Raw genomic sequence first — 14,796 nt, 5'->3', positions numbered from 1 at the left:
CTAGGTCGATGCGATCGTCTTCTACTGTGTCGAAATTCTCAGGAAAACTGGCTTTTACATTAATGCGAAATTTATCTACATCAGCATTAATGCACAGCGGCTAATTGTGAGATATCGCTCTAGTATTTCCAATACATGGCTAAGGGTATCCTCAATTAGCTCAATCAGTCTACTCCGGATGTATAAATAAACTCTACTAGAAAGCAGCAAATGTATCAAATTTGCCGACGAGAGCGAGTAGCCTGAAGTATATTTTTACTCCACTTTTTAAGTTATTAGTCTTTAAGTACGTATTTATACGGCTAAATAATCGCTCAATTTTTGAGTTGTGGTGATTTCGCTGAGGTTGAATTTTTGCTCAAGAATTACACTCTTGTTGCAGTAAATCTGCTTAATCCTATTTTATTATTTGCCGACAGGATAAGAAAGAAAACTTTTTTGACTATCTATATTTACTGAAACACTGTTGAATCCATTCATCAAATCAAATAAATCCAAAGACTAAGTATTAAATAATGGTTAATTTTCGACATTAGCCAATGCTCAATAGTTTGAATAGCCAAAAAAATTATTTTGAAACCATTGAAAAATTCAAATCGAAGAACTATCAATATCTCCCTAATGAGATTCAGAAAACATATCAAAATTCTTGGTATTTGTTTGTTGTTTTCAACAATTTTATACAAAATTGTATTTATTAAATTATCTGCGATCGCTCTAAGCATAGACAGGCATAGTATTGATTTAATCGCTAATCATAACAAGTCATTAATAAATTCAGATCGAAAAATAAATAACTTGCAAAGCCAAGAACTGTTAAAACAGGCTTTAAGAAAGTCTAACTCTAACTTAGAGAAGCCAAAACAGTTACGCAAATTCACCATTGCTGACGTTATCCCGATTGAAGAATACAAAGAAAAGCCTCCCCAGCTACCTGAAGAAGACCGAGAAAAGCCTCAACCAAATACAATTCAGCCATCAACAAATTCAAATCCGTCAAAACCATACACACCCCAGCAACAAATATTAATAGAAAAACTACGCCGAACAAAAAAGCAACCACAAGCAATCCAAAAGACAATAATTCTTGATGCCCTAACATTTAGTGCCAACAAGTATCCTTGGATTATTAACCCTACAGATAACCTTACTTTTTCCACTGAATTATTTAAGCCAAATAAAAATCAAAATTATATAGATACGGATATAAGAGTAAGATTTTCTGGAGAGAATCAGATTATTGATAAATTTACTTATGCCAAATTTCCCAAGACTGACCAGTTTTACTGGGTTCTCGATGGCAATAGAATAGTAGTTGAAACGAAAGGCTCCCAAGTCGGTATCATCTCTCAAGGAAGACAAACTAATACTTATATCACCCAAAATGTTACCTCACAACAGGCATTTTGGGGATTGCAAACTCTGTTCGCTATACCTACAGATTTTCAGAATTTATTTGGAGACGTTGATACTCAAAATTTTTCCATAACCTCAATAGTTGGACAATTGGTAAATCTTGAAGGGATACCTGCTGGCAGAGTTACCATTAATAGTGGAATTGACTCAAACAATCCTAATGTCACAGTTTTAAGAAATCCTATTCCAGCTATTGGTAGTGGTTCTACTTTGAGTATTAATGGTGGACAAGCTTTATTTCAAGCTTTAGATGCTGCCAATGCCCCCAAAATTTTGCAAGGCTTTCCAACGACGAATATACAGCCTTTACTAGATGATGGAAATGTCAAACTCAAGATAGGCGAAATCATTCCTAATAGTGCCCTAGAAGCCACTGGTATCTCCTGGGGAAATATCTTGACAGGAGAAGGTTTTGGTTTTAATGCTCCTATCTCTTCCTTACCAGGTATTAAGGTTGCTCAACTTGGCAAATTTGATAATTATGATTTATTAAATGTAGCAGTCAATCCTTTTCTTTCTCAATCGGAGAAAGACTTTCATTATTTTAACTCTTTAATGTGGTTATCTTTAGGGAGAAGACAACCTGTATTTCAGACGCTATCTCAAACTCAAAAAAGTTCAGATTGGCATAGGCTATATGTTAGCCGTCCTCATAATCGCAGTTTAATTCAATACGATCCAGTTGCAGTCAAGGCTACTTATTCTAATATTTTTTCTGCTCCAGGATTATCTCTGACAGCGAAATTCAGCGATACTAGTCTTGATGCTATTCAATCAGTAAATTCTACATTAGGTTTGTTATTAGGTGAAGTTTTTGAAGCTATTCAAATTGATAATATTCAACAAGGTCTACAAGAAGCTAGACAAAAATTTAAGGATGGAGAAGGCTTTACTTCTTTAAGTACAACTGCTACATCTGAACAAAGAAGACAAATCAATAACAGGCTGAATCGCACTTTATCTTATGCTAATGCATCTAGTGGACTAGAGCAGGTATCTGGAACTTATACATTTCCTAGTCAAGTCACTCCTCAGAACTCTAGTATTTTACAAATAAGAACGGGAAACCACAAACGAGCAGTTCAATTTCTTGGAAGAGATATTTCTATTTTAAAGGAAGGTAATACATTCTTTTCTGATTTAAGGCTTTCTAATAAAACTTTTGGCCCTCTGACTTACATTGGTATTCCGATTCCTTTAACTGATACTTCTATTGATCCTATTAACCAATCATCTGCTGCCGAAGTAATTTTGACAAGTCCCCAAGGACAACAATTTGTACAAAAATTTAATTCCTCAGATTCGACAATAGTACCAATTCAAGCGCGAGCAGCCGATTTAGCATTCGATTATATGGAACTCACTAGAGTTGACAAAATTGGTGTTAGTTTTAATAGCTTTAATGGTTATCTTTCATTGCCGACAGTTGAATTATTAGCAGCAGGTTCTTCTGGAAATTTTAATTATAGTGCTAATGTAGGAACATGGTTTAATATAGATGCTAACTCAGCCCCAGGCGTTTCTAATAATAATTTAGGAATAGAAGAACCAACATTAGGTTTCTATACTAATATACTTCTTAACTATATTAAAACTGATGTGCGGTTAAATTCAGCCAAAAGGCCTGTAGCTATTAACACTCACGTACCATACTTAAGAGTTGATTGGAATAGTGCTTCTAATAAAAATAATCCTTTTTCTACTTATTTAAGTTATTTATATCAGCATCAAGAAAGGAATTTTGGTTTTTCTTTAGCTCCTGGCATTGCTTTTGTTGAGAATAATAGCAATGGTGAATTTCTAGGTCTTTTTAATGGAGAATTTAGTACTAGTCATGGTATGAACCTCAAGACAAATTTGGAGATGGGTAAAGAGTTTTTCTTTCAATTTCAGGGTTTACACAAAATTAGCAAAAATCTTTCTGCTGGCGTTTATTTTAAAAATTATGCTATTAATAATGTAGGTTTGAGCAGCCGAGTTTCTGGCTTCAATTATGGAGTTATTCTAAGACATAATTTTCCAGATAATAGTGTGTTTATAGAAACTCAAATTGGTACAGGCGAGAATGGATTTGACCTACAGCTTCAAGGTGGTTATCGATTTTGATAGCATCGTAAAATATCCCCGACTTCTTTGATAAGTCGGGGATATAAGGTTTTTAATTTGTCAATTATGTTTAATCTAAGCCACCTAAGCCATTATTACCACCGACTGCTCGGATTACAGTTGTTAAATCTTCAACAGAAGTAGTATTTTTTAATAAGTTTGCTGTTGTATCAATAAATGGGTTTGGGTTAGAGAGTGTAGTAGTTTGAACTAATCCTGGGCTTATAGTCAGACTAGTTATCGTTTCTTCATTTCCACCTGCGATACCTCCATAAGTAGGAGAAATTGTTACACCTCCGTTAAAGTAAGAGCCAGAAGGTAAAGTTACCTCGCCACTGACACTGAGAAAAGTGCCAGAAGGTCTAATAAGAGTAACAGCACCACTAGCAGTAGCTTGTTGTGCGTTTGCTGGTGCGGCTAAAAAGTTTCCTACACTTATTAAGCCTAATAGACAGATACTTCCTCGAAGACTTATAGGTAATTTTTGGGATAAGCTATTCATGTTTTATGAACTCCTCATGTTCTTCGCCTTAGCTTGTTTCCAGATTTTGCTTGATAGTGCAAAATTAACCTCGACTAGCAAAAGTAGAGGCAGAACCTTTTGTTATTGGGCTTTTATTCTTTCAGTGTATAAAAATATAAAACCTTTGTTGGGAGCGTTTTGTGAAAAATGGACATTTTGAGGCTTCGTATTTTTACGCAAGCTCTCTATTCAATATTTAGTGAGAGTTTCAGGGTTTATATTGATATCAATAAAGCTATGTAAAGGATTGATGAGGAGTTAGATGGCAATTCAATAAAGGACTAAAATCCTAGTTTTCAGTAGGGGCAATTCATGAATTGCCTTTACTGAGTTTAAACGTAAAACCTTTTAAAACCTCGCTTCCAGTCTCTAGCTGGCAATGCTTGTCATTGCGGCTCTACCTCAATACTTGAGGTGGACAAAATATGCCTTTCCAGTTAAGAGACTAGGAACAAGATAATGTCTCAAAGCATTCTTGCTTACCAGCTTTCACGTTTAGTTAACACCAATGACTCTAGCTATGCGTCTCTACGAAAGACCCATATAACAAAATTCCCGACTTTTTCAAAAAGTCGGGAATCTGAGCCACAAAATAAATATAGGGAACAGATATAGCATTGCTATTTCTCCTCCCTATGATCTATTAATTTATTCAACTGTTCTGTCAGTTGTTAAAATTTTTGTAAGTACTTACGAAGCAAAAATTCAATCTACTCTAAGCCGCCACCAACACCAGCTGCTCTGACAAGGGTTGCTAAATCTTCAACAGTTGTAGGAGCATTGGCTGCAATAGCTGCTGCAATAGCTGCTGAAATTGTGGTGGGAGGTGTGACTGAAGATGCCGCACTAGTTGGAGTTAATGTGAGACCTGTGACAACTTCTTGGTTTGTACCTGGAGCAGAATTACCATTAACGACAACATCTAGTGCGGTAAAGTCTGTACCCGGAGCTGCAACCAACTCACCACTGACGCTGAGAGAAGCACCTGATGGTCTAACTATTGTAACTGCACCACGAGCAGAAGCTTGTCCTGCATTTGCTGGTGCAGCCAGGATATTACCAACGCCAACCAAACCTAGCAGACAAATGCTTCCTTTAACGATCGCAGAAATTTTCATGATTAACAAACTCCCCGTGTTGTTTTTCTTTACGTTATCAATATAACCATTGCCTGCCAGAAATATCTCAGAGATTATACTGAAATTTTTTAAAATTGCAGAGGTCACAAATTAAAAAAACTAATAGATGGAAGTATTGGTGTAGCTCTGAATAAAAGCTTCAAATACCTTATAAAAATAGAGTTGCAGTCAGGCTTATGCATAATAAATGCCTGTATAAAAGTTGTAGTAATGATTACCAAATTTTTGATGTTGGAAAGCCAAATCCATCAAGGATTGGAGGTAAGCCTTTAGACTGCTTACAACACTCCAATACTCTGTAAATACTGCTTAATAATTCGTTAAAACTTGTCAGATATGGCTATGTCATATCTTTGCTAAATCTTAAGTGCATCTTTATAGGTAATATGCTGTGGGCAACGATTTGAATCCCAGTCCGATCGCAGTTATTGTATGGATGCAATATTTTCAAAGGGCAGATAACTATACGCCAACACCATATTCCATAAAATTGAAAACGGCTATAAAATCTAGTTATAGGTTAGGTGGTTAGGGTGGTTATCTGGAAGATAGCCAAGGCGATGTCTACGACGGGCTATGCCTACGCGCAAAACACCCAAAAATTTCTTAGGAATGTTGGCTTTCGTGCCTACACAAGTTAATTTTTGAGTCTTTGACTACAGTTATTTAAATACCAATAGATTTTTGAAAGTTATGATGTCTGTCCTTTCCCAGTAGCGAGGTAGATCGTAAGCGCAGCAAAAAATTGCCTTAACGTTACCCTCAAGCACCATTTAACTTACTATATTTATTGTCCCCCAGTTGAATGGGCTACATCTGACTGCCTTTAGGTCATTATGGCAAAATCTAAAAAAAGCGCTACCCCCATCAATCTCAGCGATCCACAATATTATCTTAACCGAGAGTTAAGCTGGTTAGAATTTAATGCCAGGGTATTACATGAAGCCTGTGACGATCGCACCCCACTTCTGGAACGTCTTAAGTTTTTGGGAATATTTAACTCTAATTTAGATGAGTTTTTTATGGTGCGCGTTGCTGGCTTAAAGCAACAAGTAGAGGCAAAAGTTAGCCTGTTAACTCCTGATGGTCGCACACCACAACAACAGCTAGACGATATTAGGTCTGCCCTCACTCCCCATGTCAACAAACAGCACAAACATTTTGAGGAAGTGCTTCGTCCTTTACTAGTAAATCATGGCATTCATATTCTGAATTACATAGATTTAAATCAAAAGCAGCGGACTCATCTCAACAGCTATTTTGAAGAACAAATCTTTCCAGTTTTGACTCCTCTGGCTGTCGATCCTAGTCATCCCTTTCCTTTTATTTCTAATCTCAGTCTGAATCTGGCTGTTGTGGTGAAGAATCCAGACACCGAAGAAGAATTTTTTGCCAGAATCAAAGTCCCTAGTGTTCTACCACGATTTTTACCGATACCGCCTGAGTTGGGAGATCAGAATAGCGAAAAACCTGCCCATTGGACTGGAGTACCTTTAGAACAGGCGATCGCTCATAACTTGGAATCACTATTTCCGGGGATGAACATTCAAGAATATCATCCGTTCCGCATTACCCGTGATGCCGATTTGGTCTTAGAAGAAGATGAAGCAGATGATTTGTTGTTAGCGATCGAACAGGAATTGCGAAAACGGCGACTGGGTGGTAGTCCAGTCCGGCTAGAAATTCAATCCCAAACTCCAGAAATAGTGCGATCGCGATTATTACATGATTTGGAATTAGCAGAAAGTGATGTTTACGAGGTAGATGGTCTTTTGGGACTGCGGGATTTAATGTACTTTATGTCCTTACCATTGCCGGAACTCAAAGATCCACCACGCCAATCTGTTGTACCATTACGCCTGCAAAGGCTGAGAGAACCGAGTTTAGACCCAGATGCGCTGGAGACGGACGAAGGAAAAGACTTTTTTGCTGTAATTCGGGAAAAGGATTTACTAGTACACCATCCCTATCAATCTTTTTCGGCTACAGTTGTGCGCTTTATTACCTACGCTGCCTACGATCCGAATGTGTTAGCCATCAAGATGACCCTTTACCGGACTTCTGGTGACTCGCCCATCGTCAACGCCTTAATTGCCGCTGCTGAAAATGGCAAGCAGGTATCTGTGCTGGTGGAATTAAAGGCGCGATTTGATGAGGAGAATAATATTTACTGGGCAAAACGCCTAGAAAGAGTTGGAGTTCATGTTGTCTATGGTTTAGTCGGGCTAAAAACCCATAGTAAAACCGTCATGGTGGTACGGCGCGAAAAAGACCGGATACGTCGCTACGTGCATATTGGGACTGGTAACTATAACCCTAAAACAGCACGACTCTATACAGATTTAGGATTGTTTAGTTGCCGTGAAGAATTGGGTGCTGACATTACAGATTTATTTAATTTCTTAACTGGGTATTCCCTGCAAAAATCTTATCGAGAAGTGCTGGTTGCGCCTGTGAATATGCGCGATCGCTTTTTGGCATTAATTCACCGCGAAATCGAAAATGTTCAAAATGGATTTTCTGGACGGATTGTCGCCAAAATGAATTCCCTAGTCGATCCAGAAATTATTGCCACTTTATATGAAGCTTCCCGCGCCGGAGTGCAAATCGACTTAATTGTTAGGGGTGTTTGTTGTTTACGCCCAGGAATCAAAGACATTAGTGAAAATATTCGCATCATCAGTATTGTTGGTCGCTTTTTAGAGCACTCTCGGATTTATTATTTTCATAACAATACACAGGAGGAAATCTATATTGGCAGTGCTGACTGGATGCGCCGCAACCTGGATCGCCGAGTCGAAGTAATTACCCCAGTAAAAGATCCAGATATTGCTAAAGATTTGCAAGAAATTATGGGAATTATGCTCGCAGATAATCGCCAAGCTTGGGAATTACAAGCTGATGGTACTTACATTCAACGGCGTCCTTATGATGATTCTCCAGAAGCTAATTCACAAAAAATTCTCATGAACATGGCATTACGCTCAACTGGTGTAGTCCCAACCTGATTGATAAAAAAATAAGTTACTTATACCTTGACAACTAGCTCAAATTAGTTTTTTTTTGGAAAAATTGAATTTTTTGAGCAGTTGTCTAAGTTGTTTACATAGTTTCACACAAGTTATTCAACCATAGGATAGAGTCAGTGCTGGCACTTGTTCTCATAAACTGGAGGGGTTACTCTGAATAAATTTGTCTTTCCCGTCAATGTTAATGTTATCCTGCGAGCTCTCTACCTTGCGTGTTTTAGTAGTTGATGACCACGAACTGACTCGTTTAACGTTACAATTGGTTTTTTCTTGCCAGGAAAATATTCAAGTAGTAGGTTTAGCCAGTAATGGTGAAGAAGCTATAGAAATGGTTAAACGTTGCCATCCTGACGTAATTGTTCTAGATTTACAGATGCCAGTCATGGATGGCTGGAGTGCGTCCAGTCACATTAAAGCTATATCTCCGAACACCCAGATACTTGCTTACTCCTCAGTGGAAGACGTAAATTTTCATGGGCAAAAGGCAATGTCTAGCTTTGATAACGTTTGCAAGAAAGATGTACCTACAAGCGAACTTATTGCCTTGGTTAGGCAGCTAGGTCAGCGTGCAGGAGATGGTTCAGTGGCAGGATAAATAATCCAGTGATTATTGCTTCGCCAACTCAAGCTTAGTTCAATTTTGGGGATTTGAAGACATGATACTACTGAAGAACGTCGGTCTAGCCGGAAGTTGAGGTTAAACCGACGTAAATTTTAATAATTTTTACTCTGCCGGAATGGTGCGTGTAAATTCATCAATTAATTCATCCAGTTCTTCCAAAGCCTGATTTACATCTATTCTCAAAGTTCCCAGGTTTGGTTGCTCCAGTAAGCTTAATAGGTAATCGCGTTTATTTTGAACTGCGACAATTCGTTCTTTTATAGTCTGTATATCCATTATTTTTTTCCTATCTTTAGCTACCTTTAAATTTAAAGTTAACGCAAAATCTAATATTCTGGGACACTATACACCCTTAGTAGTCAACTTAGTGCCACTTGCCTTCCCTGCGTGATGCTGTGCGAATATGGACTAAGGATAAATTGAGTGTTTGAAAACCACAAAGACAAAGGTGGATAAAGTCTCGTTTAAACGAAGCCAGTGTTTTGAGCGACAATGCCTGACTTATTCGCTCTTGGTGTGTTCCCTTCCCACTCTTGAGCAACTGGCGTGCGGTTTCTAACCATCTTAATACGGCAATTTAGGGTTAGTTGAACACTAGCACCTGGTGACAATGTTCTTTCCTAATTTGTTGCTCATAGCCGATGATAATAAAACTAAGGTATTCAGACTTTATCCTAATTTAAGCTCATGCTACGCCAAATCTCTTTGGGAACACTCGGTCTAACTATCGGCGGCATATTAACCATCATTGGCTTTGTCGCCTATGCTGATAATAATGCCACACTCAATCTTGTCGGATTTTTTTACGGGATTCCTCTACTATTGGGAGGACTGGCACTAAAAGCGAATGAACTTAAGCCAGTACCATTTACCCAAACTACGTCACCATCAGCATTGAGACTGCGCCAGCAGCAAGCAACTGATACGCAAAATAAAATTCGCAAAGACATCACCCGATATTGCTACGGTCAAGATGCTCATCTAGATACAACACTTTCTTTTCTGGGTTTGAGTCCCACTGACCAGGAGCGACCAACAGTGACAGGGATACGAGAAACGGAAGTTAATGGGAGCTATGCCCTAATTTTAGAATTTGATTCACCGCTAATACCGATTGATGTGTGGCAAAAAAAGCATGAAAAAATGACCAATTATTTTGGCCCTGGTTTGGAAATTCAAATAACGCAGCCATCTGAAAATACAATTGAGCTAGCGCTAATCAATACTCAAAAAGAATCACTAGTCAGTAGTCAATAGTCAAGAGCAAAAATTATCGTTACCCAAATTTCATACCTTTATGACTTGTTGTTACCCATATTTTTGCAACAGTCAAAATAATTAATAGTTCATAATTATAATTAGTGGTATCTGTAGGCTCCATGCTCTTATTAACCACGAAATTTTTGATGAGCAGTGTGGATTACTGTACAGTGTCTTGAACTATGAATTATGAATTAGTAATTATTCTTTTTGGAGAATTCCCTTAACCAAGATTTAACTCCCCAACTTTTTCAAAAAGTCGGGGAGGTAGTCAGAAATTTTTTATGAAGATTTTTTTGTGATTCTCTTAAGCATTTACCAAAAAGTTACTTTTCTAAACGAACTGCGTACCACTGTAAATATTTTCCAGGACCAATGTCTAATTCGCAACTAGTGTCAATTAAATATTGGGCTTGAGTTTCCACAGTATTAAACTTTTGCAAGTCAGGCGGTAAATCTTGAATTATGAGTTGTTGAAGAGTTATTTTGAGCTTTTCTAATAGCTCTGATGATGTCATAAATTGTTCTGGTTGATTTGTTTCTAGAACAACAAAATTATCCTGCTGGTACATTAATGAGTCTGGCATTTTAAAGATTTAGCGAATGTCAATAGGTTTGAATGGTTTTTGGAAGAACTTTTGCTTGTTTGTGTAGTCAACTTTAATTTTGGACGGTTTGTGGCTAGAACGAAAGGGTTATGAAGTCACTTGAAAATAAAGTTTTGCACTAAGTTTTCTCTCAATCTTATGTAATTATACTAAACCTCAGCAAACCTTGTCGGATAGACTAAATAAATTTCAGTCAGGTGATATTAGTATTTAGTATTAGCTATCTTCTAAGGGGACTTTAGCGATTGCTTTTCCTTGTCTCACTGGGTTTATAAACTAACTACATAACTAAATAATTAGGGTGTGTATTTGTAATTCTCAAAAAAATTGTAATTTGACTTTAACAATAGGGAAATATAAAAGTAACATTTTCTCCCATAACCATCGCTGAACAAAAAGGCAGCAATTGCCTTCGCGTTCAAATTACAGATTGTCTATGCAACTTATTTATCTACCGCTTGCTTGGCCCAACAACATTGGGCAGTCCATTGTCAAAAAACAGTTGATTGTGAAGCCAGACACGCCTTTGCCGCAAATCCTGGCATTGATGAAAATAGCGATCGCCCCCATGCAATTGAGTTGCACAGCCTTTTTCAGGATAATCCCGCAAGTGGAAGGCAACTCATGTCAGGCATAAGCCCATTTTCTGTTTCTAAGCAACCACCACTGATTCTAGTGGCTGATGATGACAAGACCATCCGGGTATTGTTGCGTAAAGCAATGGAACAAGAAGGTTATCGAGTAGTCGAGGTCAATGATGGTAAGCAATGTTTAGATGCTTACGAGACTATCAAACCCGATATAGTTTTGCTAGATGCTGTAATGCCTGTGATGGATGGTTTTACCTGCTGTAAGCACTTGCTCCAGATTGCTAGGAATAATTTAATCTCAGCCCTTGCCACCTTTGATACTGACTCGACTCTTAACAATACGGTCATGTCCAAGATATGGGAGCGCACTCCCATCTTGATGATCACATGCTTGGACGATGAGGAATCTGTAAACCGTGCTTTTGAAGCGGGAGCGACTGATTATGTCACTAAGCCAATTCACTGGCCTGTATTACGCCAGCGGTTGCGTCGACTGCTACAGCAAGCACAAGTATACAAACAGTTAGAGGCGGCAAACGAAGCTTTGCATCACCTTGCCAATGTAGATGGCTTAACTGAGTTAGCTAATCGTCGCCGCTTTGACGATTATCTCAATACTCAATGGATTAATCTCGCACAAGAGGGATTTCCTTTGTCAATGATTTTGTGTGATATCGACTTTTTTAAATTTTATAATGATAAATACGGCCATCCGGCAGGGGATGTATGTTTACAAAAGGTGGGTGCTGTCTTAAGCCTTAAGGCACAAAAACATCGGGATTTAGTAGCGCGTTATGGTGGAGAAGAATTTGCTGTGATTATGCCATACACTCCTGCATCTGGCGCACTTCATGTCGCCGCCGCAATTAGAGCGGGAATCAAAGATTTGCAAATTGTTCATGACGGTTCTGCGGTGAGTCAGCACGTCACTCTCAGTATGGGTGTGGCAACTGTTGTCCCGACTTGGGAATCTTCACCTTCAGAGTTGATCGTGCTGGCAGATAAAGCACTTTATCAAGCAAAGGCCGGGGGACGCGATCGCTTTGTCTCAAGTTCTTAATTGTCATTTGTCATTTGTCATTAGTCATTGGTCATTGGTCATTTGTCAATACCCTTACCTAAGAAGGATAAACTGGCAGTGTGAAGTGAAACCATGCTCCGTTATTGGGGGCAGAATCCACCCAAATTTGGCCATAGTGTGCCAGAACGATGCGTTGGCATAGACAAAGACCAATGCCGTAACCTTCTGTACCTTCATCCCGTTGCAGGCGGAAGTGGTTTTCAAAGATGCGATCGCGATTCTCTACAGGAATACCAGGCCCAGTATCGCCAATACTAAACTGAACTTTTTGGGTAGTGCGGTGTAATCCGGCGATGCTAATCTTGCCACCTTCTGGGGTGTATTTGATGGCATTATCCAACAGATTCACCAGCACTTGCCGGATGCGTTCTGGGTCAGCATATACATAAGGTAAGTCGTTGGGAATATCTGTTTCGACCTCTTGGGATTTAGCGGTGTAGCGATCGCACAATTCTTCTAGTACATCTAAGCACAGTTTACCTAGTTGTAATTTTTGTGGTAAAATTGGAAACTCAGTATCTTTGCCTCGACCTACCTGCAAAAGGTCGGCAATCATCCGATCGATGATCTTAGTTTGATTACGGGCTTGTTTTAATAGATGCGCCGTTAAGGATGGTTTAAGGCGCTGAAATTGGCCTGTTTCTAAATTGTAGTTAGATTGGAGAGTTTCGATGGCGATCGCGGCGGCAGTTAGGGGATTGCGGAGATCGTGTGCCAGCATCGAAATCACCCGATCTTTAAACTGTAGCTGCTCTTGGAGGTTATCTTTTTCCTGTTTTAAGCGAAAAATTTCGTCTGAGAGTCGGATCAGTTCGGCAGAAACAGCAACTGAACGGATAGTCGATTTGGGTAATGTCACCCTAGCATTATCGTCTATCCGTTCTTGTAAGTCTTCCTGTAATTTCAAATAGGCGTCTACAGCGGCTTGCCAGCGAGGCCACCAGTTTTTCAATTGCGCTATGATATTACTTCCAGCCAAAACCTGCCGTGGTTCCGGGTGAATTTTAATTAAAGCTGGCGTTGCTACCAATTTAAAGTGTTCTGCTAAGTAAGGTTGTTGACCAACATCAATAGTTTGAAGTTCAAAACTATACTCAACCTGCAACTCTTTTAAGTAAGCACGTATTCGCTGCACCTGTTGACGGGACTTGGGACGTCCATCGACAAACAGTAACAGCTGGAGTGGAGCCTCAGAATAAATAGGCTGATCCTGGGAAACTTGCATGTAATCGTGTTTCAGCACTGGTAACAACCCGGTGACGCTTTACAGAAAGTAAAAAGGACTGACGGTTGTCGATGGTCGTTGTTTTTTCTTCTTAATATCTATTTTAGATTTTCATACTCCTATCCGATCTGCGTTTTTGACATCAAACGTGTCTTTTTCTGCCTTTTGCTGCCTTTTGGTGAACTTCATCTCCAATAAACACTCAAGCCTCTTGAATATAAGTCTTAATTTGCCCTGAATCAAAAATTTTCGCCAGAGCCAGCAGGTGAAAGGTTTAATACTATGTCAAATCGGCTAGTCCAGCACCATGTCAATTTGAATACTCGCTTTGAGCAAACGATCGCCCAATAAAACACAGATGCTAATTGTATCTAATCTATCAGGAAGGTGTTAACTGTTCAGACCAAGTTTGTAGAGGTTTTTTCAACCGCCAGTGCATTTGATGAAGTGTCTTTTTCGCCTCAAGCCAATCATTAACTAGGATTGGGAAAAACAGCCAAAGCCAACTATGTACTATTTCTATAACTTGCGAAGCGCACCTTCCAGCTTTCCTAAAAGAAGCACAGCCCTATCCAAGAATAACAGGGGATGGGTTGATTGAGGGAAAGTTTTGGATAACATAGAGGCGATGCCTACGGCGGTAAACTACGCACTTTTAGAGAAAGCACTCACTGCTTTCGAGGCTGTCAAGTAATTCTTGACTACAGCACAAGTAGCATTTTCTCCAAAAAATCAATTTAGAGATACTAAAGAAACTGCTGCGACACTTGACTGCTTTACCTATTACCCCAATCGTCAAGAATAACGAACTTACGCTAAGTTACTGGAATTGTTTAACACTGGCATTTTTCAGCTATTGCCTGACTCACATTATCATCGTCAGATGAATAATTTTCAGAATCGATTATCAGCCAGTGTTAGTGAACTCGATCTATTCCCCTCTTTGGGTGAGGCTAAAGGGAGCTTTATTCCAAGTCTATCACTTCAGTTGCTTGGCGTAGGCATCGCGTTACAACTAGTGCATCTGGAAGTAGATTCAAGCTTTTGCTAGCTAAACTGTTTTTTGAGCAGTTATCTACTCTACAACTTGGATATTTAGATAACTCTCTAAAAGATTGGTTCACAATCTAGTATCGCTCGGTTTGTATAGCAATCTGATTTGATTTCTGAATTAATCGTAGGGACTAGGGACTGGGG

At 38.9% G+C, this 14,796-nt stretch carries 10 protein-coding genes and 1 pseudogene; 6 read left to right on the top strand and 5 right to left on the bottom strand.

The window, feature by feature from the left end; genetic code table 11:
- Positions 1–798: 798 nt before the first annotated feature.
- Entirely contained in the window at positions 799–3,522 is a 2,724-nt protein-coding gene (locus RMY64_RS31460; RefSeq protein ID WP_322669730.1) for a hypothetical protein, read from the top strand.
- A 70-nt stretch (positions 3,523–3,592) separates the two neighbouring features.
- Here RMY64_RS31460 and RMY64_RS31455 read toward each other — a convergent pair whose 3' ends face one another.
- Complete coding sequence (locus RMY64_RS31455; RefSeq protein WP_322669731.1) at positions 3,593–4,024, bottom strand: hypothetical protein; 432 nt, start codon at positions 4,022–4,024, stop codon at positions 3,593–3,595.
- Between the two features lie 731 nt (positions 4,025–4,755).
- Positions 4,756–5,163 (bottom strand): hypothetical protein, encoded by a 408-nt coding sequence (locus RMY64_RS31450; RefSeq protein WP_322669732.1) that lies wholly within the window; start codon positions 5,161–5,163, stop codon positions 4,756–4,758.
- A gap of 857 nt (positions 5,164–6,020) precedes the next feature.
- On the opposite strand from RMY64_RS31450, the pseudogene ppk1 reads away from it, so the two are divergent.
- Both ppk1 and RMY64_RS31440 read left to right on the top strand, forming a co-directional pair.
- A pseudogene (ppk1, locus tag RMY64_RS31445) lies at positions 6,021–8,230 on the top strand (polyphosphate kinase 1).
- A gap of 161 nt (positions 8,231–8,391) precedes the next feature.
- Complete coding sequence (locus RMY64_RS31440; RefSeq protein ID WP_322669733.1) at positions 8,392–8,808, top strand: response regulator transcription factor; 417 nt, start codon at positions 8,392–8,394, stop codon at positions 8,806–8,808.
- Positions 8,809–8,937: 129 nt separating this feature from the next.
- Here RMY64_RS31440 and RMY64_RS31435 read toward each other — a convergent pair whose 3' ends face one another.
- Entirely contained in the window at positions 8,938–9,111 is a 174-nt protein-coding gene (locus RMY64_RS31435; RefSeq protein WP_322669734.1) for a hypothetical protein, read from the bottom strand.
- Positions 9,112–9,522: 411 nt separating this feature from the next.
- Here RMY64_RS31435 and RMY64_RS31430 point away from each other — a divergent pair, with 411 nt between their 5' ends.
- Positions 9,523–10,092 carry a DUF2854 domain-containing protein gene (locus RMY64_RS31430; RefSeq protein ID WP_322669735.1) on the top strand — a complete coding sequence of 190 codons (570 nt, stop codon included), beginning with the start codon at positions 9,523–9,525 and terminating at the stop codon, positions 10,090–10,092.
- 329 nt (positions 10,093–10,421) lie between these two features.
- Here RMY64_RS31430 and RMY64_RS31425 read toward each other — a convergent pair whose 3' ends face one another.
- Entirely contained in the window at positions 10,422–10,682 is a 261-nt protein-coding gene (locus RMY64_RS31425) for a chlororespiratory reduction protein 7 (protein WP_322669736.1), read from the bottom strand.
- Positions 10,683–11,139: 457 nt separating this feature from the next.
- Here RMY64_RS31425 and RMY64_RS31420 point away from each other — a divergent pair, with 457 nt between their 5' ends.
- Together RMY64_RS31420 and RMY64_RS31415 are read left to right on the top strand one after the other, a co-directional pair.
- Complete coding sequence (locus RMY64_RS31420) at positions 11,140–11,340, top strand: hypothetical protein (RefSeq protein WP_322702094.1); 201 nt, start codon at positions 11,140–11,142, stop codon at positions 11,338–11,340.
- On the top strand, positions 11,328–12,353 hold the full coding sequence (locus tag RMY64_RS31415) for a PleD family two-component system response regulator (RefSeq protein WP_322669859.1): 1,026 nt from the start codon (positions 11,328–11,330) through the stop codon (positions 12,351–12,353). Before RMY64_RS31420 ends, RMY64_RS31415 begins: the two co-directional genes overlap by 13 nt.
- 58 nt (positions 12,354–12,411) lie before the next feature.
- Here the strand turns inward: RMY64_RS31415 and RMY64_RS31410 are convergent, their stop codons facing one another.
- Positions 12,412–13,617: a histidine kinase gene (locus tag RMY64_RS31410; RefSeq protein ID WP_322669737.1), complete on the bottom strand. Its 1,206-nt coding sequence runs from the start codon at positions 13,615–13,617 to the stop codon at positions 12,412–12,414.
- Positions 13,618–14,796: the final 1,179 nt, after the last annotated feature.

Source organism: Nostoc sp. DedQUE08 (assembly GCF_034530895.1).
GTDB lineage: Bacteria > Cyanobacteriota > Cyanobacteriia > Cyanobacteriales > Nostocaceae > Nostoc.
This window is presented reverse-complemented; position numbering and strand designations above follow the sequence as displayed.